We start from the raw sequence: 23,914 nt of genomic DNA on the forward strand, positions 1-23,914 counted from the left end.
GCTTCCTCACTTTTTTTATTGAAAGTTATTAACAGAGCCTGTACGGTGATTACCGTACAGGCTCTGTTGTTTATAGAGGAATTTTAGTCTATTAAACCATCAACCAAATGACTGAAAAGCCAGAGAATCAGCGTTAAATATTAATAAGCTCCTTTCTGCTGGAACTATATTTCCTTATATTTAGTAATTGAAGCGAACATTAAAAAGTGCCCTAAAAGCACAATACAGTCATCTGAGCGGCACATCCATCTGAGGATGGTTCTTAAAAGTAAACTAGCACGGACTATGGAATTCAATCAATTTATTGATCAGTACAAGAAAAAACTCAATAGTCTCTTCAACATTGAAGAGGATATTGATGAACTGAGCCTGGATAGAGGTATATCCGGACATCTTTTTGATGAGATTATGAGTTGCAAGCCGCTCTCTGTATTCATCCCGGAAGAATATGGGGGAAGAGGAGCGAAAACCCACGAAGCGCTGGCTATGCTTGAAGCTTCATCCTATGAGTCACTGCCGCTTTCGTTAATGATGGGCATCAACGGTGCATTATTCTTGCAGCCGGTTGCCAACTATGGTGAAGATCAGATCAAAAAAGACATTTTTAAACGATTTCTTAATGATAATGCCATGGGCGGACTCATGATAACCGAACCCGATTTTGGCTCGGATGCATTGCGTATGGAGACATCCTTTACTAAAACTGACGGTGAATACCACGTTCAGGGTACCAAGCACTGGGCCGGGCTTACCGGTATGGCTGACTACTGGCTCATAACGGCACGAAAAGAGAATAAGGATGGATCCCTGAGCCGCGACATTGCCTTCTTTGTTCATGATAGTCGGAATGGCGGTATAGAGGTCGAAGAGTTTTTCAAAAACTTGGGACTCTACATGCTTCCCTACGGTCGTAATAAAATAGATATTACCATTCCTGAAGACTACAAATTGAAGCCGAAGTCCATAGGAATCAAGATGATGCTTGATATCCTTCACAGAAGCCGACTTCAATTCCCGGGTATGGGCATGGGCTTCCTGAAACGAATGCTGGATGAAGCACACAAGCACTGCAAGGAACGTTTTGTTGGCGGACAAAGCCTCTTTAACTATGACCAGGTGAAAAAGCGAATCGGACGCCTGCAGTCTTCGTTTACTATCTGTTCGGCAATGTGCAGTTTTACCAGCGAGAACGTACCGCTCAGTAAGGATACGTCTTCTTTTGATGTAGCAGCGAATACTATCAAGACGATGACTACCGACTTGATGCAGAATGCCTCACAATCGTTGTTGCAGCTGACTGGGGCCAAAGGTTATCGACTTGATCATATCGCCGGTAGATCTATTATCGACAGCCGACCGTTTCAGATTTTTGAGGGATCTAACGATATACTATATCAGCAGATTTCCGAATCTGTAATTAAGCTGATGAAGAAGCTGAAGCTCAATAACCTGTATGATTTTCTAAGTGACTACAAATACACGAAGCATGCTTCCGATCATTTGAAAGAGACACTTAATATGGAGATTGATTTAAAGATGACCCAGGATAAGCTGGTTGAGCTTGGACGTGTATTAAGTAGGCTCATTTCTCTTGAATTTACCATTCGTCTCGGGGAAAAAGGATTCAACCGGGAACTGGTTGCCAATACCATTGAAACGCTTAAAGGGGATGTTCAAAGGATGATGTCTTCCTTCAGTTATGCCAATGACGCTGTCGTTGTTGAGAACTATGAGGAGAGCAGTGATTGGCATCAGGCCTTCAGTCCCTCTTACGTTAAGGCTTAAATCCAATTTCCTGCGGAATTTTTTAATTCCTTCTTAAATATGAAAAAAGTTGTGGTCCTTACAGGTGCCGGGATGAGTGCCGACAGTGGGCTGAAAACATTTCGTGAATCCGGCGGATTATGGGAAGGACATGATGTCGGCAAGGTAGCTACTCCTCAAGCATGGCGGAAGGATCCTGAGAAGGTTCTCAAATTCTATAATGCAAGGAGACAACAAGCTCATAAAGCCGAGCCCAACGAAGGTCATAAGGCGCTTGCCCGGTTGGAAGAAAAATTCGATGTGACCATTATTACACAAAATGTAGACAGCCTGCACGAACGCGCAGGTTCCTCTGATGTATTACACCTGCATGGTCAATTATCGAAAGCTAGAAGCAGCGAGGATGCATCACTAATTTACGATATTGGCGGTGACCCGATTGAACTGGGAGACACAGCAGATGACGGAGCTCAACTTCGGCCACATGTAGTTTGGTTTGGCGAGGGTGTGCCCAATATGGAGAAGGCGGTACAGATAGTTCCTCTGGCAGAAATACTTATAGTAATCGGAACCTCTTTGGTGGTATATCCCGCCGCAAGTCTCACAGATTATGCACGATCCTCAATTCCCAAATTTATTATAGATCCTAATAAACCGGAGCTGTATGATGATTCGGACTGGGAACATTTCGAAGAGCGGGCTGCTGTAGGCACTCCGAAACTTGTAGATCAATTGATACAGAATCACGCTAATAGTTAATTTTAGTTACAGTATAAGCGAGCAGACAGACAATATTTATGACAGATTACAAAGCTAGCAAAGACGAAAAAGAAGTTCTCGAAAAGTATTTATTGCAATTCCTGAATCTTGAAAAGCGTTTTCCTCTGCTTCCCGGTATTGAAAACAAGGAAGCTATGGCTCATCTGATGGGTCTGGAGAAAGATGAGTTTCTGAAATTGCGTGATCGTTTCAAAACGAATGCCAAAGAAGCTGCCCTAGAGCTGCTCAAAGAAGACGAAGTGAGCGATTGGCTGGATGATCTCCCCTTTGAAAATGATGACACCATTGTAGCTCTGGGTGACTCTATCACCGATGACCTTCAGGGATGGTTCAGCATATTTGAGCATCTACTCAATATTACGGTGCCGGAAGCCGATTTTACCTTTGTCAATTCCGGGGTCTCCTATGACACCTCAACAGATGCCTTGAAGAGACTGAATCGTGATCTGGTGGCGCATGAGCCTGATTGGGTGATCGTAGCTCTCGGTACATTTGATGCCCAGAAACTGCACGTCGAACCCAACCGTCCGCTGGTATCTCTTGCGGATTACTGGGAGAATACGAAGACCATTGAAGAAGTGGTCAAGCAGGAAACGGATAACCCGATAGTTTGGATTACGCCTCCTCCGGTTATCACAGAAATGCTGCAGAAAATACGCCTCTTTGATTTCGATATTTTTGAGGAAGACCTGCAGAATATCCGTGAGATCCTAACAGGAAAGCAGGGGTATATCGTTGATCCGATGGGTACGCGGATGAGTGAAGATGATGATGTGGAAGCCTGGAATTACCTGAGCGACGGATTGCATCCCTCATTATCCGGTCATGTAAATACGGTTAGAGAACTCATCAGGCACCTGACCCAAACCAAGGAGGTTGAGGGATCAAGCCTGGAAAAGCCGGAAGATTTTGACGAGGAAGCGGAACTGGATTAAAAATTCAGGCTAAGATTTACCAGCTCCAGGTTGAATGCGGTTCTCTTGGAAAAGTCTGTTTGATTCAGATTTGTAACCGAAGTCAGCGATGGATTGACCAGGCCTATCCCAAGGTTGTTACTCTTATTCGAGTAGCTGAGTAAACCATCGGCTTGATTGCCGGAATTACCTGTAGCGGAGACCGTGTAATCGCCTGGTCCTTTTGACAAGGCAAAAGCATCAACCAGGCCGAATCCAAATCCTACCCACGCTCCTGCAGAGGAACCGTACTGTAAGGCATCGACAATAGGCTTATTAGCTATCAGGGTGATAGAACTGGCAACAATTGCTCCTGCTGCAGCTCCGTAAAACGTATCCAGTAGTACAATGATGGAGGTGTTTGTTCCATCATTGAAGGTTCCGCTAATATAAAACTGCTCTCCTTTAGCCACTTGCGATACATCATAGAAACCGACCCCTATTCCGAATAGCGTTCCTGCACCGACACCGACCCTTGCCGGAGCAAAATCATCGGAGTTCTGTAAACCCATAACCGCCCCACCTAAGCTGACGCCTGTGACGGCTCCATTCAACGTATTGCCGGCAAGCAATTTGATGGTTTGTGATGAAGCTTCTTGCGGGATGGTTAAAAATAACAGGCAGCAGATAATGGCAGATGCCTTCAATAATTTTGTCAAGACACTGAATATTTTGTTCTGAATTCGATGATAATGTAGGGAATAGCTATATGGATTTCCATTGTTTCACTCAGGGTTGCCAAGTGTTACAGGCAGTACTTGTCCATTATAAAATTTGGAACCGGCAAGAGCGAAATCGGCAATATAGGTCCCCATCTCTTCTGCAGACACAGGGGCATTAAAACCGGGAAAAGCGTCTTCCAGCATTTCTGTTTGTACTGCTCCAAGGCACAAGGTGTTAGATCTGATATTCCTATCATTTAACTCAACACTCAGGCATTCACTTAAAATACTTAAGGCACCCTTGGCAGCACTATAAGCAGAAAGACCGGGAAACTTGTCACTTCCTTGATAGCCGCCCATACTGCTAATATTTACGATATGGGCATGTTCATTGAAACAGGAGAGCAAGCTACGGGTAAGATCTACCGCCGTAAGAAGATTTACATTGATCATTTTCAACCAATCATCCTTCGTGAGTTTTTCAAAGGATTTATTAATGAGGGCACCGGCGTTATTAACAAGGATGTCAACACTACCATAAGTGTTGGTAACCGCTTCGGTAAGCTGCTCAATATCCTCTTCTGAAGTGAGGTCGGCAGGAAAAGCCCTGATAAGGTCAGGGTAATGTTCCGCAAGTTGCACCAGGTCTTCTTTGGATCTTGCTGAGGCGATTACATTATGACCCTTTTCAGCAAGTGCCAAAGAAGTTTGGTAGCCTATCCCTCGACTTGCACCTGTTACTATTGCCGTTTTGTTCATATAACTGATTTTTGATTGAAGGTAACAACATGATTGCCCTTTCCCAACAGGTACTTGAGGCTTAAAGTTTTACGGTCTTTGCTTTGTTTAAAAGTCTTAATTTACCCATATTAAACCGCTAATCGGATCACATATCGGTATTCAAATTCACGGTTTATTTTTTGTGAAATCATCATTTTCTAAATACGTGCTGCGCTATGTTTAAACGTTCAGAACGGATACTCGTTCCCGAAAATATCAGAGAAATGAGTCCCTATGTTGCGGGCAAAACAATCGCTGAAGTTGAGGAAGCCTATCATCCCGACCGAATTTCAAAATTAGCTTCCAATGAAAACAGGTTGGGTTGCAGCCCTCATGTATTGAATGCTGTTAAAGAGGCTATGGACGAAATTCAGGATTATCCTGATCCTGCCTCCCTAAAGCTCAGAACTATGCTGGCGGATAAGTATGGGGTATCCACAGAGAATATCATAGTTGCCGCCGGCTCTGAAAGCGTCATTGCAAACCTTTGCAGAACCTTTTTTCTGGATCACGAAGAAGCTATCACTTGTTCGGCAACATTTGTGGGATTTTTTGTTCAGGCCAACGTGCGGGGAATTTCTCTTAAGAAAATAGATCCGTCTGAAGCATACCGTTTTGACCTGGATGCTATGGCTGATGTTATTGATGAGAACACCAAGATGATCTACATCGCCAATCCGAATAATCCTACCGGTACCTATATCACTAAGACGGAATTCGAAGAGTTCATGAGCAGGGTACCGGATGATGTGCTGGTAATTATGGATGAAGCCTATTATGAATATGCCAGTGAAGTTGATGACTATCCGGATTCGCTGGACTATAAGTTTGACAACGTCATCACCCTAAGGACCTTTTCAAAAGCATATGGATTGGCGGGATTCCGTATAGGATATGGTATAGCCCACAAAGACCTGATCAGCAACATGATGAAGACTAAGCTTACTTTCGAGCCTACCACACTGGCCCAGGTTGCAGCAGAAACAGCTCTTCAGGATGAGGATTTTCTCAAACGCAGTGTTACTATGGTAAACAAGCAGAAAGAGCGGCTGTATGAATTTTTTGAAGATCATGATATCCGGTATGCGCCATCCATTTCTAACTCAGTCATGATGATTATGGATACCGAAGATGAGGCCATTGATTTCACCCAATCCATGCTGGAGCGTGGGGTTATCTTGCGACGGATCCATGCATTTGGATTGCCTCACTGTATTCGCATTACCATAGGTACTGAACAGGAAATGGATCATTTCACAACCAGCGCCGGGGAAGTTTTAAACCTTTAAACGTAGTTAAAGTCATTCAATCAGATATGCCATCCACGAAACAGAAGGAACAAGAAGCAGATACCGTAGCAGAACTCTTTGACTGGAAAAAACTGGCAAGTATCATACTGCAATCGCGGGCAATGGATGATAAGGAAGAGAATGATCTTGTTCCCGCTAAAGAGGTGCTTTACCAGTTTTCAGCAAGAGGTCATGAATTGGGACAGGTTATTCTTGGATCACTGCTTAACCACAAGCATGATGCCGCCAGTGCCTATTACCGATCCAGACCGCTGTTGCTATCACTGGGCTTGAGTCTTGAGGATGCTATGGCCGGACCGATGGGCAAGTCGGGTGGATACAGTGACGGTCGAGACATCGGGGTAGTTTGCAACCGTCCCGGAGTGGACGGACCAACCGTGTTACCCATGGCAGGAGATGTCGGTTCTCAGTATACACCTGCCATAGGATGGGCGCAGGGGATTGAGTATCGGAAAAATGTGCTCGGTGAAGAAGAATATGAAAAGGCTATTTCAGTCATACTGGGAGGAGACGGCTCAGTTGCCACCAACGGCTTCTGGTCGGCATTGACCATAGCCACCACTCAAAACCTGCCCGTGTTGTTCTATATCGAGGATAACGAATACGGAATATCGGTCCCGTCCGAATTCCAGACGCCCGGCGGAAATATCGCCAAGAATCTTTACTCATTTAAGAATCTCCGCATATTTGACGGTGACGGTACCCAACCGCTGGAAGCCGCTGAACTTCTGCATGATTCAGTTAATTATGTGAGAGATAGAAAAGGGCCAGCGCTGATTCATTTAACAGTGCCGCGTCTTAACGGGCACTCATACCAGGACAATCAGTCGTATAAAGAACAGGAGCTGCTTGAAAAAGAGAAGAAGAAAGATCCCTTAAAGCATCTCAAATCATTTCTGGTTCCGGATTACATGGACGATGCATCCTGGGATGATATGGAAAAGGATGCCCGGGAAGAGATTGAAGAAGTTGCACAGGCCGCCTTAGACCGACCTGAGCCTGATGTCTCAAAAACAGAACGATATGCCTTCGAAGAGATGAAGGAAGATGGATCGCCCGATCTCCAGATGATTGGTGGTGTTGCACCTGAAGGTCATGAATTTCCTGAATCTTCTATGGATCCCAAGCCTGAAAAGCACCGCATCAATATTGTAGAAGCGGTGAGAAGAACACTGGAATATGAGCTGGAGACAAATAAAAAATTGATGGTCTTCGGCGAAGATGTAGGTGCCAAGGGTGGGGTTCATGCTGCCACCATGGGGCTTCAGACCTCATTCGGAGATCAACGGGTTTTTGATACGAGCCTTTCGGAAGAAGGCATCATCGGAAGATCTGTAGGCCTGGCCTACACCGGCCTGGTACCTGTAGCCGAAATACAATTCAGAAAATATGCCGATCCGGCGACTGAACAGCTAAATAATTGCGGTACCATACGCTGGCGAACCGCCAACAAGTTTGCAGCGCCTATAGTAGTTCGCATGCCGGGCGGGTTTGCGAAATGCGGTGATCCATGGCACAGCATGTGCAATGAAGTGTTCTTCACCCATGCCATTGGCTGGCAGCTGGCATTTCCCAGCAATGCTGAGGACGCGGTCGGTCTCCTAAGATCTGCCATGCGAAGCAACAATCCCACCATTTTCTTTGAGCATCGCAACCTGCTTGATGCCAAATATGCCAGGAAGCCTTACCCGGGAGATGAGTTTGTGGTACCCTTTGGAAAAGCAAAGAAATTGCAGGAAGGAGATCAGATATCCCTTGTCACCTGGGGTGCCATGTGTGAACGATCCGAAGAAGCAGCAGAGCAAACAGGTATCTCTGCAGATATCATTGATCTTCGAACACTGATGCCCTGGGACAAAGGTGCTGTTTTGGAATCTATCAAGAAAACCAACCGTTGCCTGATTGTTCATGAAGATTCACGGACTGCCGGTTTCGGCGCTGAAATTAGTGCCGTACTTTCCGAAGAAGCCTTTCGATATCTAGACGCTCCCATTGAGAGACTTACCATGCCGGATATACCTGTCCCATATAATGTAGGATTGATGAATTCCGTCCTACCGGGCACAGATGATATTGCAGATGCGATGCAAAAGCTGGTTAGATTCTAAATTTCGAATTAATTCAAATATTATAGGTTAGAGCCACAATTTATTTGTAATATGCAGGATAGCTTGTATAATAGCGTATAGCCTAATGTAAGATAATTAGTCTAAGAGGCTTTAAAGGTACTTTTCGATATTTGATCAAGCCTTTATCAGAAATACATCTACAGATTTTTTTAGGGTTTAGGGATGTCCACATTTTAATATTCGGGTACAATATTAATTTTTGGTAATGAATTTTAGATTTTCCCTAAGCTTCGACATAACATACTATTAAGTAGTATTTTAAGAGACATCTACAGACATCACCGGCTTTACCGAAGACCTAAATGAAATTTAGCACTAAAATAATAGTAAGTTTCACTGGGGCTACCCTTTTGCTGCTGGCCATTGGTTTTACGTCGCAATACCTGAATAACCAGGTTCGCAATCAGGTTGTACAGGAGAGTCAGGAAGCCATTCAAGAGCTGCAGCTATCCGGAAACATGGGCTTCGACTTGTATAAGAGCCTTATCAATACCCAATATTTCCTCGAAGATCGATATAGAAAAAGCATTAACGAAAATACGGAAGAAGTCGATCTGAATACCCAGAGAGCGCAGAAGAGGGTGGAAGGTGCTCTTGGAAATTTTCAGGATGATATAGATCGATTTGAGCAGGTTCTGCATTCTAATGATAAGCCCTCGCAAGGTGATGCGAAGACCAGGCAGGCTACTGTTGATGCTGTTAACAATTTGAAGCAGAAATTTTCGATCTATAGCTCCCTTGTCAAGGAATTGCTGGTGCTAACTAGAAAGGACTATGATGACGGCAAGGAATTCTTCACCGTAACTATCGAGCCCTATTTCAGAGGCACTTTGTTACCGCTTGTCGATAATTTGAGGGTTCAGACCCAGAACAACCTCGATCAGGAGATCGACAAGCTGAATGCTCAACTTAGCAATTCCAGTACCTTTCTATTTTTGGCCACCGCAGTTGCCTTTCTGGGATCTATCTTTTTGGCATACTTTCTATACTCTTCCGTTGCCTATCCTCTTAAGGACTTAGCATTGGCTGCTAAAAATATCGGCTCCGGTAACCTGGATGAACGCATCGAAGTAAAAAGCAGAGATGAGCTCGGAAAACTTGCCGAAGAGTTTAACCGAATGGCTGAAAATCTGAGTAAAACTACGGTATCACGCAACTTCATGGATGATATTATTGAATCCATGGCTGATTCACTGGTCGTGACCAATGAATCAGGTACCATTCAGCGGGTCAACTCGTCAACACTTGAGATGCTGGGCTATGAGGAAGAAGAACTGAAAGGTCAGCCGCTTTCCAATCTGTTTTCAGATAACAACCTGATATCTCGTTATTTGGATTCTTCTAACCAGGTTGAAAATAGCGAGACGAAATATATTAAAAAGGATGGGGGCATAATTCCTATCAGCCTCTCACTGGGTACTATTCACGATGCTGAAGGGAATAAACAGGGCATTGTAAGTGTGGCCAGTGATATTACAAAGCGAAAAGAGGCAGAAGAGCAGATCACAAAATCACTGAAAGAGAAAGAGATACTGCTTTCAGAGATTCATCACAGGGTAAAGAATAACCTGGCCGTTATCTCGGGACTTTTACAGATGCAGATCTGGGAAACAGATGACCATGCAGCAGAAACCGCTCTAAAAGACAGTCAGCTGCGGGTACAGTCCATCGCCCTGGTGCATGAAAAACTATATCAATCTGAAAACCTGTCCTACATTCAGTTTGATTACTACATAAGAGACCTGCTTCAGGCCATCAGCAGTACCTACGTGGATACCCACTTATCAGTTAATATTGAAACAGAACTGGAAGATATTATACTGAATATCAACCAGGCGATACCCTGCTCCCTGCTCTTGAATGAACTTATTGTCAACGCCTATAAACACGCTTTTGATACAGGAGTCGGCGGGAATATTTATGTGAAGACACGCAAAAACGATGATACCATTCATCTCTATGTTAAAGATAACGGTATTGGGTTGCCTGAGGATTTTGATCTGGAGGAGGCTAATTCCCTCGGTATGACTCTGATCAATACATTGACCCAGCAGCTAAACGGTGAGATAAATATGAAGAATGAGAATGGGGCAATTTTTGAGGTCAATTTTGAAGTCGAGGAAGTGGTGTAACCCCGTTTGAAGTGGGTAATGAAGTAATCTACTGCTACATAAAAATTGGTTGTCGGGTTTCTAAATTCTAATTGAATTCAATAAATAACAGTGGTTATTTAGGGATTAATTTTCCAGGCATAAGATACTAAGTATCTATGATGTAAGATGAACAGGTATCATCTATCCATATGAGATTAAAAACGGCTTTCGCTATTGTATTGCTTAGCCTGGCACCCTGTTTTGCAGGCACAATCATAGCACAAAAATTTAACTTTAAGGTCTATTCGGTCAATAACGGCCTTCCTCACGGGCAGGTTCATGATATCGAACAGACGCATGACGGCTTTATATGGCTGGCTACACTGGGAGGCGGCTTATCCAGGTTTGACGGGACCAATTTTGTAACCTACTCCGTTAAAGACGGGCTCAACAGTGATCTAGTTGAAGTAGTACACCAGGATTCAAGGCAGCGATTGTGGGCTTCAACCGAAGCGGGCGGTCTGTTCAGATTCGAAGGCAACCGCTTTGTGGAGGCCTTTCCGGGCGATTCCCTTCAAAATACCGTAGTACTGAATATCAAAGAATTGTCGAATGGAGATCTATGGTTTGCCACCTACCGATCGGGAATATGGATTTACGATGGAGATAAGCTACGAAGGCTTAGTGTCGATGACGGCTTGCCTCATCAGACCGTTTGGGATATGTGGGAAAGAGAAGACGGTACTATTCTGATTGCCACACACGATGGGCTATCAGTTTACGACGGTGAACGGTTTACAAATTACCGGCAATCTGATGGATTGAGCGGTGAAAGAGTTTTTAGAATTGAAGAGGATGATGAGGGTAAGTTCTGGCTGGCAACCAGCGACGGTATAACCATTTGGGATGGCAGTTCTTTTGATACCGTACATACTATTCAGGATGTGGACCTGAACTTTGTATACTACATTAAAAAATCATCTGACGGTAGGATGTGGATAGGCACGGAGCATGAAGGGGTCTTTATTCACGATAACGGGAATTACCGGCACATCACCAAACAATACGGACTGAGCAGCGACCACATTTATTCCATATTTGAAGACAGGGATGGGAATATATGGGTGGCAACCGACGAAAATGGGGTGAATATATTTCAGGGTGACTCATACCGGTTTTATGGCAAAGAGAGTGGGCTCGAATCAGAAGAGGTGTTAAGCTTGCACAGGGCATCCGATAATACACTCTGGCTGGGTACCTACGAGGGAATATTTTCCTACGATGGGAAAAGATTCAGGAGGCACGGGTCATTTGATGAATATAGTGAATCACCAGAGATTTGGGATATTGCAGAGCTACCTAATGGACATCTGCTTTTTTTGATGCCCGATAACGCCATTTACGAATTTGACGGTACCACCTTCAGCAGCTACACAAAAAGAATGCGGCTTGAAACGTGGTACACTTTTGATCTATTCGTATATAATAACCATTTGTGGATCGGTACCGATGAGGGACTTATTGAAGTATTGGATAGCGGTTACAGGCATTACAAACCTGCAGATGGATTGGTATCGAATGTAATTCGAAGCATGCATAAGGGTTCTGACGGTAATCTTTGGATAGCTACCTATAACGGCCTGAGTGTTTATGATGGGAATGAATTCCGGAACTTAAGACTTGGCGACGGACTATCTCATAGCGAAATTAACTATATCACGGAAGATAATGCAGGAAACGTCTGGCTGGGAACGGGGGGAGGTGTAACGCTCTTACAGGACGGAGAGATCGGTGAGGAGGCACACATTGTCAATTTCGGCCGTGAGGATGGTATGAAACTGTTTGATACCCAATTTCTCTGGTTTGATGAGAGCGGAGATCTCTGGCAGGGTACCAATGCAGGTCTCCAGCTGCTTAATGTGTCAGCCTACCTCCAAGGCGGTGAAATGGCCATAACACATTATGCTTTGGTCAATGAAGGAATTGGCGTAGAGACTAACCACAAGGCGATATTGCCCGGTGAAGATGGAAAAGCGTATATGGGTACTATGAACGGGCTTCTTGATTTTGATCCAAGGGCACTGGTCAAAAATGAAAAAGCTCCTGATGTATACTTGACTAACATTTTGGAGAACTCAAAACTGGTTGATTGGGGCGATCACGCAGACACTTTATCCTTTGAACTTGGAGTGCCAAAATTTCCTAAAGTTACTTTTCCCTATAGCAATCAGTCTCTTACCTTCGCGTATAGCGGTCTCAGTTTTGGACACACCAAAGATTTGGAATATCGCTATAAACTGGAAGGATTTGAAGAGGAGTGGATGCCGGCTACTGAAGCACGAACCGCTACCTACACTAATATTCCACCCGGTGATTATACATTCAAAGTGGAAGCCGGGACCGGTAACGGACAGTGGAGCACTCGTGAAGCCGGTTATAGCTTTTCCATAGATTATCCCTATTGGCAAAGCTACTGGTTTTACCTGCTGGTGACCGCGACGGTATTGGGAGCAGGATACTTCTATACCAGGTTCCGACTTCAGTCTCTCGAAAAGAGCAAACTAAAGCAGCTGGTAGATGAACAGACGGAAGATTTGCAGATTGCTTTAAAGGAAAAAGAAACATTGCTTTCTGAGATTCACCATCGTGTAAAGAATAATCTGGCTGTCATCACCGGATTGTTGGAATTGCAGATGGAGTACAGCGAGGATGAGTATTCCACGCGTACTTTGAAAGAGAGTCAGCGAAGGGTACAGTCGATCGCCATGATTCATGAAAAACTCTATCAGAACGATCGCCTTTCGGAAATTGACTTCCGGAAATATGTGGAAGAATTGCTGGAAATTCTGAGCTACTCATTCAACATCCAAAATAAAAAAATTGATATCAGCAAGAATATTGATGATATCAATCTGACGATCGATCAATCTATTCCATGCGGACTCATTCTTAATGAACTGGTATCCAATGCTTTTGAGCACGCATTTAACGGGCGCAAAGAGGGAGATATACTTGTAGAGTTTAAGAAAGCGGGACCAAAGATATTCTTCAGCGTAGCTGATGATGGATGCGGTTTACCGGATGATATTGATGAAAAGAAAAAGGATTCACTGGGAATCACCCTTGTGGAAACACTGACTCTACAGCTGCATGGAGATCTTGACATTCAAAGTAATGGAGAGGGTACAATTTTTACCATCATCTTCGAGCAAGAGAAACCCTATGAGAAATTACCGGTCTGATCCTACACTTTGCCAAACCGGTTATCGGCTACCTGTATAGATTTATTTGTTTTTGAACTCTGCTATAAAGTTTTTGGTGTAATCGGATAGTACCAGCTTACCGCTTATTTCAGCTCGCTGTTCCAGCTGTGAGTCCCAGTGGTCGGTGCTTTTCCATAAAACAGTTTTCAACTCTTTCATGGCTGTGGGACTGCTGTTGGCCAGATTATGGGCCAGTTCATCTACCGAACGATCCAGTTCTTCTTGCGTATTCAACACTTTAGCATAGAGACCTTTTTCACGTGCCCACTCCGCACTATACCAGTTGCTGGCATCTATGGAGAGTGTACTGAAGGCTGAAGATCCGATTTTTCTCTGTACGGCAGGACCTACAACAAAAGGACCGATGCCCAGTGCCAGTTCGCTGAGTTTTACTGAAGAGGACTCATGGGCAATGGTATAATCCCCGGCAGCCGCTACGCCAACAGCGCCGCCAACTGCTTTGCCTTGCACTCGTACGATGATAAGCTTGGGGCAGTTTCGCATGGCGTTGAGGACGAGGGCAAAGCCCATGAAGAATCGCTTTCCTTCATCGGCATTATCAATGGCCACCAGCTCATCGAAGGAAGCCCCCCCGCAGAAAGCCCCGTCGCCCTTGCTTCTCAATACGATAACATGAGCGTTGGCATTGTTTCCTACCTCGGTAATTTTATTCGCCAGTTCTCTTAGCAGGTCACTCGGCAGCGAATTGCCTTTGGGATGATGAAATTCAATGGTTCCGATGTTGTTCTTTATTTCAACCGTAATAGCTCCGTTTTCTGACATTGTTATTTGGTATCCGTGATTTAAGTTTTATATGATCTTTGATTAATTCTAGTGCTCAGCTTTTACAAATAGGAATTAAGAATTCAGGAGTCAGAATTCAGAACTCAGAATAGCCTTTGAATAAGCATCTAATAGCTTGCTGACTTCCTGCAGTTTTTTATCTAGTTCTTTTTCTACTCCGTAGCTAAGATCCTTTGATAGTATTATATAATACCGGCATTCCTCTAATGAACCTTGTGAAATATTTAGAAATCTTACTTTGTCTTTCTTGCCTGTTTTTTTAAACCCTTCAGCAATATTTGCCGCAATTGAAATTGCTGCTCTTCTAAATTGTGAGGTCAATCCATATAATTCTGATTTTGGAAAAGAATTTGTAAATAAATATACATCAAGAACAAATTCATGTGCTCTTTGCCATACTATAAGATCTTGAAAAGTTGTTGCCGGTTTCCTCATTATCCTGGTGGTTTTATTCTGAATTCTGACTCCTGAATTCTGTATTCAAAAGCCCATTATCAGTAAGACCACTAGAAAGCATAAAACTTACAAACTTGTTATAGCTTAGTTCTCTTCCTCCTCAAATATATCGATATCGAGTCTGTTTCGTCTTTTTACCAGAGTTAGAATGGTATACTCAGCTACCATCTCTTCGTTTTGATTAGTGACTTCTACATCCCAGTAAACCACTCCAAAAGGAAACTTATCGTCGGCCTTTTTCTGGCGGACATTCTTCCTCTTCACAATCAGCTTGGCCTGGATGGTATCACCGGGAGCTACGGGTGCAAGAAAACGCAAATTCTCTAATCCGTAATTTAGCATAACCGGTCCTTCATCCGGATGAACAAAAAGTCCGGCCGTTGCCGAAAGCACAAAATAACCATGTGCTACTATCTTACCGAAGAGCGAACGTGCCGCAGCTTTCGGATCGGTATGGGCGTAGAAATGGTCACCGCTCAGCTCTGCGAAGTCTTCAATATCCTGTTCGTTAACTGTACGCTTATCAGTTGTTAGCGATTCCCCCGGTTCCAGGTCTTCAAAATATTTTTGGAAGGGGTGTTTTTCCGATTCTCTGGTTTCGGCTCCTTTAATATACTGTTTTGTAATATTGGTCAGGGTGGTAGGGGATCCTTGTAGTGCCACACGTTGCATATTGTGAAGCACGGCCCGGGCACCTCCCAGCTCTTCGCCTCCGCCTGCATGACCCGGACCGCCGTGAACCAGCGAGCCGATAGGAGACCCGTGGCCTGTTGATTCTTCAGCACTATTACGATTGATCACCATGAAGCGGCCGTGATAGGGCGCGCATCCCATGGTGATTTCTCTCGCCAGACTATCGTCGGCAGTAAATAGGGATCCGACAAGGGAACCGTCAGCCTTATTAGCCAGTGCAATGGCCTCTTTCGTTGACTCATAAGGCATGACCGTGGTCATGGGTCCGAATGCTTCCAGTTTATGAACTTCATCTACTTGCATCGGTTTATGGCAGACCAAGAGGCGAGGTGCTGAAAAGGCATCGCCGTGTCCGTTGGTCGGTGCATAGGCGGTATCGGTTACTTCGGTAAGCTGCTGTAGCTGTTCGTTAAAGCGCTCAGCCTGAAGAGAGCTGGCCAGCGGACCCATTTGAGTCTCTTTCTTAGAAGGATCACCTACCGAAGTCTTTTCCAGCCTTTGTTTTAATGCTTCAATTACTTCCTCCGTGAGTTCCTTAGGGACGATGGTTCGCCGGATAGCCGTACATTTCTGACCTGTTTTTACCGTCATTTCTTCGGCTACTTCATCGATAAACAGGTCGAATTCGGGCATAACGGGAGTGACATCAGATCCGAGTATAGAGGCGTTAAGAGAATCGGCTTCCAGGTTGAAGCGAACATTATTGGCAATGATATTGGGATGGGCTTTCAGTTTTTTTCCGGTAGTTGCTGAACCCGTAAAGGCTACCACATCCTGGCTAATCAGGTGATCGAGCAGGTCTCCCGGTTTATCGGCTGCAATAAATTGAACGGAGCCTTCCGGTAGTAAACCCGATTCTATAATATCTTTGAATACCTCATAAGCCAGGAAAGATCCTGTCGGCGAAGGCTTCACGATGACCGGCATTCCGGCGATGATTGCCGGGGCCATCTTCTCGAGCATACCCCAGACCGGGAAATTGAAAGCATTGATATGTACGGCTACTCCATGTCGCGGAACACAAACATGCTGACCTACAAAAGTACCCTTACGTGACATGCGTTCGTGATCTCCTTCTACATGGTAGGGGCGATCGGTTAGGTTTCTCCGGGATTTACTGGAGATCAGAAAAGCGGTAATGATACCGCCGTCAATATCAATCCAGGAATCCTTTTTGGTGGCACCGGTGTGGGTGGAAAGCTCATAATATTTCTTTTTGCGCTCCATCAAGTACTGCCCCATAAACTTGATCTTGAAAGCCCGTTCGTGGATGGACATCTCACGGAGAACCGGGCCTCCAGTCTGACGGGCATATTCGCAAGCGGCTTTGTAATCAAGATCGGCTTCCACCATTTGAGCAACCGGGTCACCGGTCACAGCGCTGACGAGGTCGGTCTCTTTACCTTCTTTATGCCATTGGCCTTCGGTATAACTGAGTACTTTCATGATTTTCGAATTAAAATGTTTTGCCATGGTTTGAGAGGAATTCAGAACTCAGGAGTCAAAATTAAGAAGAGAATCATTCTGAGTCCTGAGTTCTGGATTCTGTATTCTTAGTTTTACCCCAAGTTTCATAGTTAATTGACTGACTCTGCCTTCCTTCCGGTTCTTCTCTGAGTGGTTCACACTCTTTCAGGGTGTTGTGCAGCTGACCGGGTAACTGCTGATAAAGCTTGGTACCTTTGGTCTTCCAATCAATCATTTCGTCGCTGACATCCTTAACGATTTTAGCCGGGTCACCTACTACCAGCTTTCTTCGGCCAATTTCCATTCCTTCCGGCACAAAAGCCAGGGCACCAACTATACACTCTTCTCCGAGTTCTACGCGGTCCATGATAACGGCATTCATCCCAACCAGGCAATTCCTACCTATGTGGGCGCCGTGAATGATGGCCCCGTGACCGATATGTGCACTCTCTTCGAGCACTACGGTGACACCCGGGAACATATGAATGGTACAGTTCTCTTGCACATTGCAACCGTCTTTGATGACAATCTTGCCCCAGTCTCCACGGATGGCAGCGCCTGGTGCGATGTACACATCCTTGCCGATAACGACATTACCGGTCACGGCTGCCTGCGGGTGCACATAGGCGCTTTCGTCGACTACCGGTTTGTATCCGTCAAACTCGTAAATTGCCATAATAGAACGCTGATGACACGGTTTAAACAGATCTTCACGGAACAAATTACATTTATTTGTTCAATCTGTGTAATCCGTGTTCTATTAGATTTTTTCTAAAATTACTGCCATGCCTTGCCCGACACCTACGCAGAGGGTACAGAGGGCATAATTGGCGTTTTCCCGTTCATGCAGTTCTACGGTAGCGGTTTGCAGCAAACGAGCACCGGTCATGCCCAGCGGGTGTCCGAGGGCAATGGCTCCACCATTTGGATTGACTCTCTCGTCATCGTCATCAATGCCTAACTCGCGAAGAACGGCGAGGCTTTGAGCAGCGAAGGCCTCGTTCAGTTCAATGATATCCATATCATCCAGGGAAAGCGGGGTTCGTTCGAAAACTTTTTTTGTAGCATCTACCGGACCCATCCCCATAATGCGCGGTTCCACACCAACCACGGCGGAGGCAACGATGCGTGCCTTGGGCTTTAGGTCAAAATCCTGAATAGCCGAGTCGCCGGCAATGAGCATCGCCGCGGCCCCGTCATTGAGTCCGCTGGCGTTACCCGGGGTAACCGTTCCGTTTTCCCGGAATACTGCCGGCAGTTTGCTTAAAACCTCTACCGTTGTATCGGGACGAATAAATTCATCCTTCTTAAAAATGATGGGATCACTCTTTCGCTGCGGGATTTCCACCGGCATGATCTCTTTTGCAAAACGTCCGTTTTCGGTTGCCTTGGCAGCCTTCTGTTGGGATTGTGCAGCGAAGCGATCCTGGTCCTCTCGGCTTACCTTATACTGTTCCACAATATTCTCTGCCGTTTCTCCCATAGCTTCTGATCCGAACTGCTTGTCCATTTTCGGATTTACAAACCGCCATCCGAAGGTGGTATCATACATTTCGTTGGTTCCGGAATAGGGTCGGGATCCTTTGCCAAGAACCATGGGTCCGCGGGTCATGTGTTCGATACCGCCGGTAATAAATAAGTCGCCTTCACCCACTTTAATAGCCCGGTAGGCATTGACAGCGCTACTCATACCTGATGCGCATAAGCGGTTGATGGTTTCGCCAGGTACCGAAATCGGTAGACCTGCCAGCAAAGAAGCCATGCGAGCCACATTCCGGTTGTCCTCACCGGCCTGGTTGGCACAGCCCAAGATGACATCCTCAATGCGTTCGGGATCTATCTGTTCGTTACGTTTTAAGAGCTCTTTAATAGGTAGGGCTGCCAGGTCATCGGCCCGAATTGGCGAGAGTGCTCCCCGCAGCTTACCGATGGGCGTTCGAATGGCGTCAATGATATAAGCTTCTGACATGTGTTTAGTCTTGAGTTTTGAGTCATGAGTCTTGAGTTTAGTACATAGTGAATGAATTAAATCTCTCACTACTCAAAACTCAAGACTCATGACTAAATTAAAAATGTGATTCCTTAGTACGAAAAACGGTGCCTCTAAACCGGGCCACTTTTTCGTCATTTTGGTTCAATATATCAACATTATACACGCCGACGGTATTGCCCAGGCTCAGCTCTTCAGCTGTGGCTGTGAGCACATTGCCGGTGGTTACTTTTTTCAAATATGATATATTCGTTTCCATAGCCACTGCAACCCGTCCGTGACTGTTGGATGCAAAGGCAAAAGCGCTGTCGGCCAGCGAGTAGGTGATCCCGCCATGAGTGATGCTAAAACCGTTATTCATTTCGGGTCGTACGGTCATTTGTATCTTTGCAAAGCCGGGTTTCACCTCCAGAACTTCAATACCCAGCCATCGGCTGAAGGCATCTTCCTCCAGCATTTTTTGGACGACTTTTTTAGCTAGTTCTTGTTTATCCATTTTTAGAGAATTCAGGAGTCAGAACTCAGAAGCCAGAAGGGTTTATTCTGAATTCTGACTCCTGAATTCTGAGTTCCTTGCTTTTAATAAAACGTCTTATTCTCCCTAACCATCTTTTTCAGTAAAGGATTCGGCCGATACCTATCCTCACGGTATTCCGTCTGGAGCCTGGAGATTCGATCCAGCACTTCCTGCAGGCCGATTTCGTCTGCCCATTTTAGCAGACCTTTGGGATAGTTTACCCCCTCGGTCATGGCGAGGTCTACATCTTCAATCGTTGCCACATTCATAAAGACGGCATCACAGGCCTCGTTGATAAGCATGGTCAAAATACGATTCACAATCTTTTGGCCCAGTTCCTCGTCTTTAGTCGGTTCCGCGTTATCGGCATGATCTCCGTATTCATAAAAACCTTTGCCTGATTTCTTTCCCAGGTAACCGGCTTCCACCATTCGTTTCTGGGTGAAAGAGGGCTTGAAACGCGGGTCGTAGAAAAACTCCTCAAAAACGGTTTCCGTCACTTTATAGTTGACATCATGGCCGATAAAATCCATCAGCTCAAATGGACCCATCCGGAATCCCCCGATCTCTTTCATCGCCCAGTCAATGGTCGGTACATCAGCATAACCTTCTTCATACAAACGGATGGCTTCGCTGTAAAAGGGGCGGGCTACCCGGTTTACAATAAAGCCGGGGGTGTCTTTTGCCAATACGGTGGTTTTTCCCCAGTCATCAATAAGCTTTCGGGCTGTTTTGACCGTATCCTCTTTGGTTGGAATACCGGGGACAATTTCAACCAATGGCATCAGTGGCGCGGGATTGAAAAAGTGGATGCCCAGGAAACGTCCTGGTCGCTTGAAAGCTGATGATATGGAAGCAATAGAAAGGGAGGAGGTGTTGGTGGCAATAATGCAGTCTCTAGATACGATCCCCTCAAGACGCTGGAAGACATCTTTCTTAATTTCCAGGTCTTCCACGACGGCCTCAATGACCAGTCCGCACTCCCCGAAGCCGGTAATATCTTCCACAAAAGAGATACGATCGAGGATGCCGTCCACTTCCTCCTGTGTCATGCGCTCTTTCTCCACCTGCCGCTGCAGGATGCTGCGCAATCCTTCTTCAGCAGATTCCAGCTGCTCGGCATAGGCATCATAGACGAGTACTTCATGCCCGTATGTAGAGGCTACCTGCGCAATGCCCGTGCCCATGGTTCCCGCTCCGATTACTCCTACCGTGGCTGACTGATCCATAACCAAAAAACTGTTTATATTCTGTCGTTTAGCGTGTGTCTGAAAATAATGAATAATAGGCCAAAACCAACCGGGCATGGAACACGGATGACGCTGGTTTAGCTGATTTGCACAGATAAATAATATTTTTTGTAAACCCGCCGTATCTGTGTATTCCGCGTTCTATCATTTCCCTTTGAAGTTGGGTTTTCGTTTTTCAAGGAATGATTGCACACCTTCATGATAATCGTGGGTATTACCTGCCTCGGTCTGCAGGTCGGCTTCCAATTCAAGCTGTTCATCCAAACTGTTGTTGAGCGATTTGTTGATGGCTCGTTTGTAGAGTCCGAAACCTTTGGTGGGCATGGATGCGAGCTTAGTGCAAACTTCACGGGCCTCTTTCATAAGATCATTGTGTTCAATAGCCTTATATATCAATCCCATTTCCACCGCTTGTTCCGGGGAGATTTTTTCGTCCAGCATATACATCATATTGGCTCGCTGAAGGCCCACTAGTCGAGGCAGCATAAAGGTGCCGCCGCTGTCCGGAATGAGTCCAATTTTACTGAAGGACTGCACAAATACGGCCTGAACAGAAGCCAATACAATATCGCAGGCAAAAGCGATATTCGCTCCGGCGCCTGCGGCTGTCCCGTTGACAGCACATACCACCGGTTTCTCAAGTTTGCGGATGGCTTTGATGATAGGATTATAGCTTCCCCGGACCGTCACGCCCAGTTCATAATCCTCCCCCTTGTCGACAACCTCGGGAAGATCCTGTCCTGCGCAAAAAGCCTTGCCTTCTCCGGTCAGCATTACGCAGCGCACCTTGTCATTCTGGGCCGCATCATCCAAAGCCTCCTGCAGCTCTTCAGCCATCGGCTCGGTAAAGCTGTTGTACTTCTCAGGACGGTTGAGGGTAAGGGTTAGCACGTTCTCTTCCAGCTTGCTCGTTATCAAAGATCCCATATTGTAAAGCCACTGATTTTCACTGTTAAGGATATAATTATAAGAGAGGATAAATATATAAAATCTGTGGAGACCTGTGGCTAAACATTACAGTAGAAAACAGCGCACATTCGTGGCCCAAACTATATACACTTAAAATGCTCGAAGGGCTCGTCGCACTCTTTGCAGTAGTATTGGGCCTTGCAGGCGGTGGAGCCGAACTCGCTTTGTAGCTCGGTATCCAAGGAGTCGCAATAGGGGCAGGGGACTACCTTGGTGCTTTTCAAGCTCTTTAGGAAATCATCGTCGCCGGTGGTCTTTTCGGGTGGGGCGATTCCGTAGTCTTTTAATCGTGCCTTGGCATCCTCGGTCATCCAGTCGGTAGTCCAGGTCTCGGAAAAGTCTTTTTTCACTTCAAATTTTTCGATTCCCTTCTCCGCCAGCTTAAGCTTCACTTCCTTTTCAATGGCCGACATCGCCGGACAGCCGGAATAGGTAGGGGTAATCTTGACCAGCACCTTATCGCCATCGATCTCCACCTTCCGCGCAATACCCATCTCCACGATGTTGAGCACAGGGATCTCCGGATCCGTGACTTCTTTCAGCCAGGACCAGATTTCATCTTCGGTATGTGTTGTTGCTGTAGTCAATATTTTGTCACGCTGTTTTCAAGCAACGAGTATAGAGTAATGAGTAACGAGTAAATCCCATATTCTATTACTCCTCACTCATCACTCGTTACTCTTTAATCTAAAACTCAATAAATCAGTAAATCAATCCCTTCTACTCCCAAGTTGCGTCCGGGTACGATCTTCGCAAGTGCTGCATCTCGGCCAGCAGGTGACCCAGGTGCTCGGTATGCAGGCCTTTGCGTCCCCCGCTCTGCATGAACTGGTCGAAGTCGGGGACCTCCAGAGTAGCCTCTTCCAGCACATCGGTAACCAGCTGTTTCCACTCATCTTTAAAATCATTTAAATCTACGGCAATACCTTTTTCTATGAGTAGTTCATCGACTTCATCCATGTAGAACAGGGCATCAGTGTAGGTCCATAGCTCGTTAAAAGCAGCCTGAATGCGATCGTGGCTCTCCTCGGTGCCGTCGCCAAGGCGCAGGGTCCATTCGCGGCTGTGGCGCAGGTGGTACTTAATCTCTTTGAGGTGTTTGTCGATCATCCCGCTAAACTGCTCATCCTCGGCATCTTTCAGCCGCTCGTACAGAAAGTAGCTGAAGGCACTGAATAGCAGCTGCCGGGCAATAGTAAACCCGAAATCACCTTTGGGCAGCTCCACCATCTTCACGTTGCGGTAGTCCACATCGTCGCGAAAATAGACAATGTCGTCGCGATGGCGCCCTTCGCCTTCCACCTCGGCGGCATATTCATATAGGGCCGCGGAGTGCCCGATATCATCAAGGGCCACATTGGCCAGAGCAATGTCTTCTTCGAGGATGGGCCCGTGTCCACACCACTCACTTAGGCGGTGTCCCAATATCAGCCGGTCGTCGGCGAGGCGAATCAGGTATTCAAAAAAGGCCTCCTTCTCTGTCAGGGTCTGCGTGGCACTGTGTTCGGCGCCGGGTATGTCGGTTTTGCTTTTGGGACTCATGGTTTTGGCTTCAAATTGAATGTCAATATCAGAATAAGGGTGATTAGGTAATTAGGTGATTAAGTGATGAGGTGATGGTTGATTCAATTTGGGTTCATATTTAACCCAATCACCTAATTACCCAATCACTTCATCACCTATACCTAAGATCTTTTCTTCACCGCCCTGGGTACGCTGTAAAATTTCGGGTGCCGGTACGGCTTGTCATTGGCCGGGTCGAAAAAGGGACCCATATCCTCCGGGGTGGATGCGGTGATTTGATTACTGGGCACTACCCAGATGCTTACCCCTTCATTGCGGCGCGCATAGACGTCCCGTGCATTCTGGAGGGCCATCTCGGCGTCCGGCGCGTGCAGGCTGCCGGCATGCTCATGAGGCTTCCCGTCCCGCGGCTGGGTAAATACCTCCCACAGGGGCCATTGGGTGTCGTTTGAGTCTTCGTTGTTGCTCATTTGTTTATAGTCTTGAGTCATGAGTCATGAGTCATGAGCA

Annotated in this window: 20 protein-coding genes; 7 read left to right on the forward strand and 13 right to left on the reverse strand. The window is 45.8% G+C overall.

What is annotated here, in order from left to right; all coding sequences use genetic code 11:
- Window positions 1-285: 285 nt before the first annotated feature.
- The 3 genes from G3570_RS04175 to G3570_RS04185 are packed head-to-tail and all read left to right on the forward strand — an operon-like array spanning window position 286 to window position 3,479.
- Window positions 286-1,785 carry an acyl-CoA dehydrogenase family protein gene (locus G3570_RS04175; protein ID WP_165139557.1) on the forward strand — a complete coding sequence of 500 codons (1,500 nt, stop codon included), beginning with the start codon at window positions 286-288 and terminating at the stop codon, window positions 1,783-1,785.
- A gap of 39 nt (window positions 1,786-1,824) precedes the next feature.
- Window positions 1,825-2,523 carry an SIR2 family NAD-dependent protein deacylase gene (locus tag G3570_RS04180; protein WP_165139559.1) on the forward strand — a complete coding sequence of 233 codons (699 nt, stop codon included), beginning with the start codon at window positions 1,825-1,827 and terminating at the stop codon, window positions 2,521-2,523.
- A 38-nt stretch (window positions 2,524-2,561) separates the two neighbouring features.
- Window positions 2,562-3,479 (forward strand): SGNH/GDSL hydrolase family protein, encoded by a 918-nt coding sequence (locus tag G3570_RS04185; RefSeq protein WP_165139561.1) that lies wholly within the window; start codon window positions 2,562-2,564, stop codon window positions 3,477-3,479.
- Here G3570_RS04185 and G3570_RS04190 read toward each other — a convergent pair.
- Window positions 3,476-4,156, reverse strand: coding sequence for a hypothetical protein (locus tag G3570_RS04190; RefSeq protein ID WP_249066698.1), 681 nt, complete (start codon window positions 4,154-4,156; stop codon window positions 3,476-3,478). The two genes, G3570_RS04185 and G3570_RS04190, sit on opposite strands and share 4 nt — an antisense overlap.
- Before the next feature lie 66 nt (window positions 4,157-4,222).
- Entirely contained in the window at window positions 4,223-4,918 is a 696-nt protein-coding gene (locus tag G3570_RS04195; protein ID WP_165139563.1) for an SDR family NAD(P)-dependent oxidoreductase, read from the reverse strand.
- Window positions 4,919-5,115: 197 nt separating this feature from the next.
- Here G3570_RS04195 and hisC point away from each other — a divergent pair, with 197 nt between their 5' ends.
- From hisC to G3570_RS04215, 4 genes are all read left to right on the forward strand, one after another.
- Window positions 5,116-6,228 carry a histidinol-phosphate transaminase gene (gene hisC, locus G3570_RS04200; protein ID WP_165139566.1) on the forward strand — a complete coding sequence of 371 codons (1,113 nt, stop codon included), beginning with the start codon at window positions 5,116-5,118 and terminating at the stop codon, window positions 6,226-6,228.
- A gap of 26 nt (window positions 6,229-6,254) precedes the next feature.
- Window positions 6,255-8,357 (forward strand): alpha-ketoacid dehydrogenase subunit alpha/beta, encoded by a 2,103-nt coding sequence (locus tag G3570_RS04205; protein WP_165139568.1) that lies wholly within the window; start codon window positions 6,255-6,257, stop codon window positions 8,355-8,357.
- A 323-nt stretch (window positions 8,358-8,680) separates the two neighbouring features.
- A complete protein-coding gene (locus G3570_RS04210; protein ID WP_165139571.1) occupies window positions 8,681-10,510 on the forward strand; it encodes a histidine kinase dimerization/phosphoacceptor domain -containing protein in 1,830 nt (609 codons plus the stop codon).
- Between the two features lie 170 nt (window positions 10,511-10,680).
- Window positions 10,681-13,713, forward strand: coding sequence for a ligand-binding sensor domain-containing protein (locus tag G3570_RS04215; protein WP_165139573.1), 3,033 nt, complete (start codon window positions 10,681-10,683; stop codon window positions 13,711-13,713).
- Between the two features lie 42 nt (window positions 13,714-13,755).
- Here G3570_RS04215 and G3570_RS04220 read toward each other — a convergent pair whose 3' ends face one another.
- The 11 genes from G3570_RS04220 to paaB form a co-directional block, all read right to left on the reverse strand.
- Window positions 13,756-14,517 (reverse strand): enoyl-CoA hydratase/isomerase family protein, encoded by a 762-nt coding sequence (locus G3570_RS04220; RefSeq protein WP_165139575.1) that lies wholly within the window; start codon window positions 14,515-14,517, stop codon window positions 13,756-13,758.
- A 90-nt stretch (window positions 14,518-14,607) separates the two neighbouring features.
- Window positions 14,608-14,973, reverse strand: coding sequence for a four helix bundle protein (locus tag G3570_RS04225; protein WP_165139577.1), 366 nt, complete (start codon window positions 14,971-14,973; stop codon window positions 14,608-14,610).
- 105 nt (window positions 14,974-15,078) lie between these two features.
- Window positions 15,079-17,133 carry a phenylacetic acid degradation bifunctional protein PaaZ gene (gene paaZ, locus G3570_RS04230; protein ID WP_165141223.1) on the reverse strand — a complete coding sequence of 685 codons (2,055 nt, stop codon included), beginning with the start codon at window positions 17,131-17,133 and terminating at the stop codon, window positions 15,079-15,081.
- 73 nt (window positions 17,134-17,206) lie between these two features.
- A complete protein-coding gene (locus G3570_RS04235) occupies window positions 17,207-17,830 on the reverse strand; it encodes an acyltransferase (RefSeq protein ID WP_165139579.1) in 624 nt (207 codons plus the stop codon).
- A gap of 84 nt (window positions 17,831-17,914) precedes the next feature.
- Complete coding sequence (gene pcaF, locus G3570_RS04240; RefSeq protein WP_165139581.1) at window positions 17,915-19,123, reverse strand: 3-oxoadipyl-CoA thiolase; 1,209 nt, start codon at window positions 19,121-19,123, stop codon at window positions 17,915-17,917.
- 97 nt (window positions 19,124-19,220) lie between these two features.
- On the reverse strand, window positions 19,221-19,640 hold the full coding sequence (gene paaI, locus G3570_RS04245; protein ID WP_165139583.1) for a hydroxyphenylacetyl-CoA thioesterase PaaI: 420 nt from the start codon (window positions 19,638-19,640) through the stop codon (window positions 19,221-19,223).
- Window positions 19,641-19,723: 83 nt separating this feature from the next.
- Window positions 19,724-20,890 carry a 3-hydroxyacyl-CoA dehydrogenase NAD-binding domain-containing protein gene (locus G3570_RS04250; protein WP_165139586.1) on the reverse strand — a complete coding sequence of 389 codons (1,167 nt, stop codon included), beginning with the start codon at window positions 20,888-20,890 and terminating at the stop codon, window positions 19,724-19,726.
- A 165-nt stretch (window positions 20,891-21,055) separates the two neighbouring features.
- Window positions 21,056-21,838 carry an enoyl-CoA hydratase-related protein gene (locus G3570_RS04255; protein ID WP_165139589.1) on the reverse strand — a complete coding sequence of 261 codons (783 nt, stop codon included), beginning with the start codon at window positions 21,836-21,838 and terminating at the stop codon, window positions 21,056-21,058.
- 122 nt (window positions 21,839-21,960) lie between these two features.
- A complete protein-coding gene (gene paaD, locus G3570_RS04260; protein ID WP_165139592.1) occupies window positions 21,961-22,467 on the reverse strand; it encodes a 1,2-phenylacetyl-CoA epoxidase subunit PaaD in 507 nt (168 codons plus the stop codon).
- 133 nt (window positions 22,468-22,600) lie between these two features.
- Entirely contained in the window at window positions 22,601-23,422 is an 822-nt protein-coding gene (gene paaC / locus G3570_RS04265) for a 1,2-phenylacetyl-CoA epoxidase subunit PaaC (RefSeq protein WP_165139595.1), read from the reverse strand.
- A 143-nt stretch (window positions 23,423-23,565) separates the two neighbouring features.
- A complete protein-coding gene (paaB, locus tag G3570_RS04270; protein WP_165139597.1) occupies window positions 23,566-23,874 on the reverse strand; it encodes a 1,2-phenylacetyl-CoA epoxidase subunit PaaB in 309 nt (102 codons plus the stop codon).
- Window positions 23,875-23,914: the final 40 nt, after the last annotated feature.

It is taken from the genome of Halalkalibaculum roseum (genome assembly GCF_011059145.1).
Taxonomy (GTDB): domain Bacteria; phylum Bacteroidota; class Rhodothermia; order Balneolales; family Balneolaceae; genus Halalkalibaculum; species Halalkalibaculum roseum.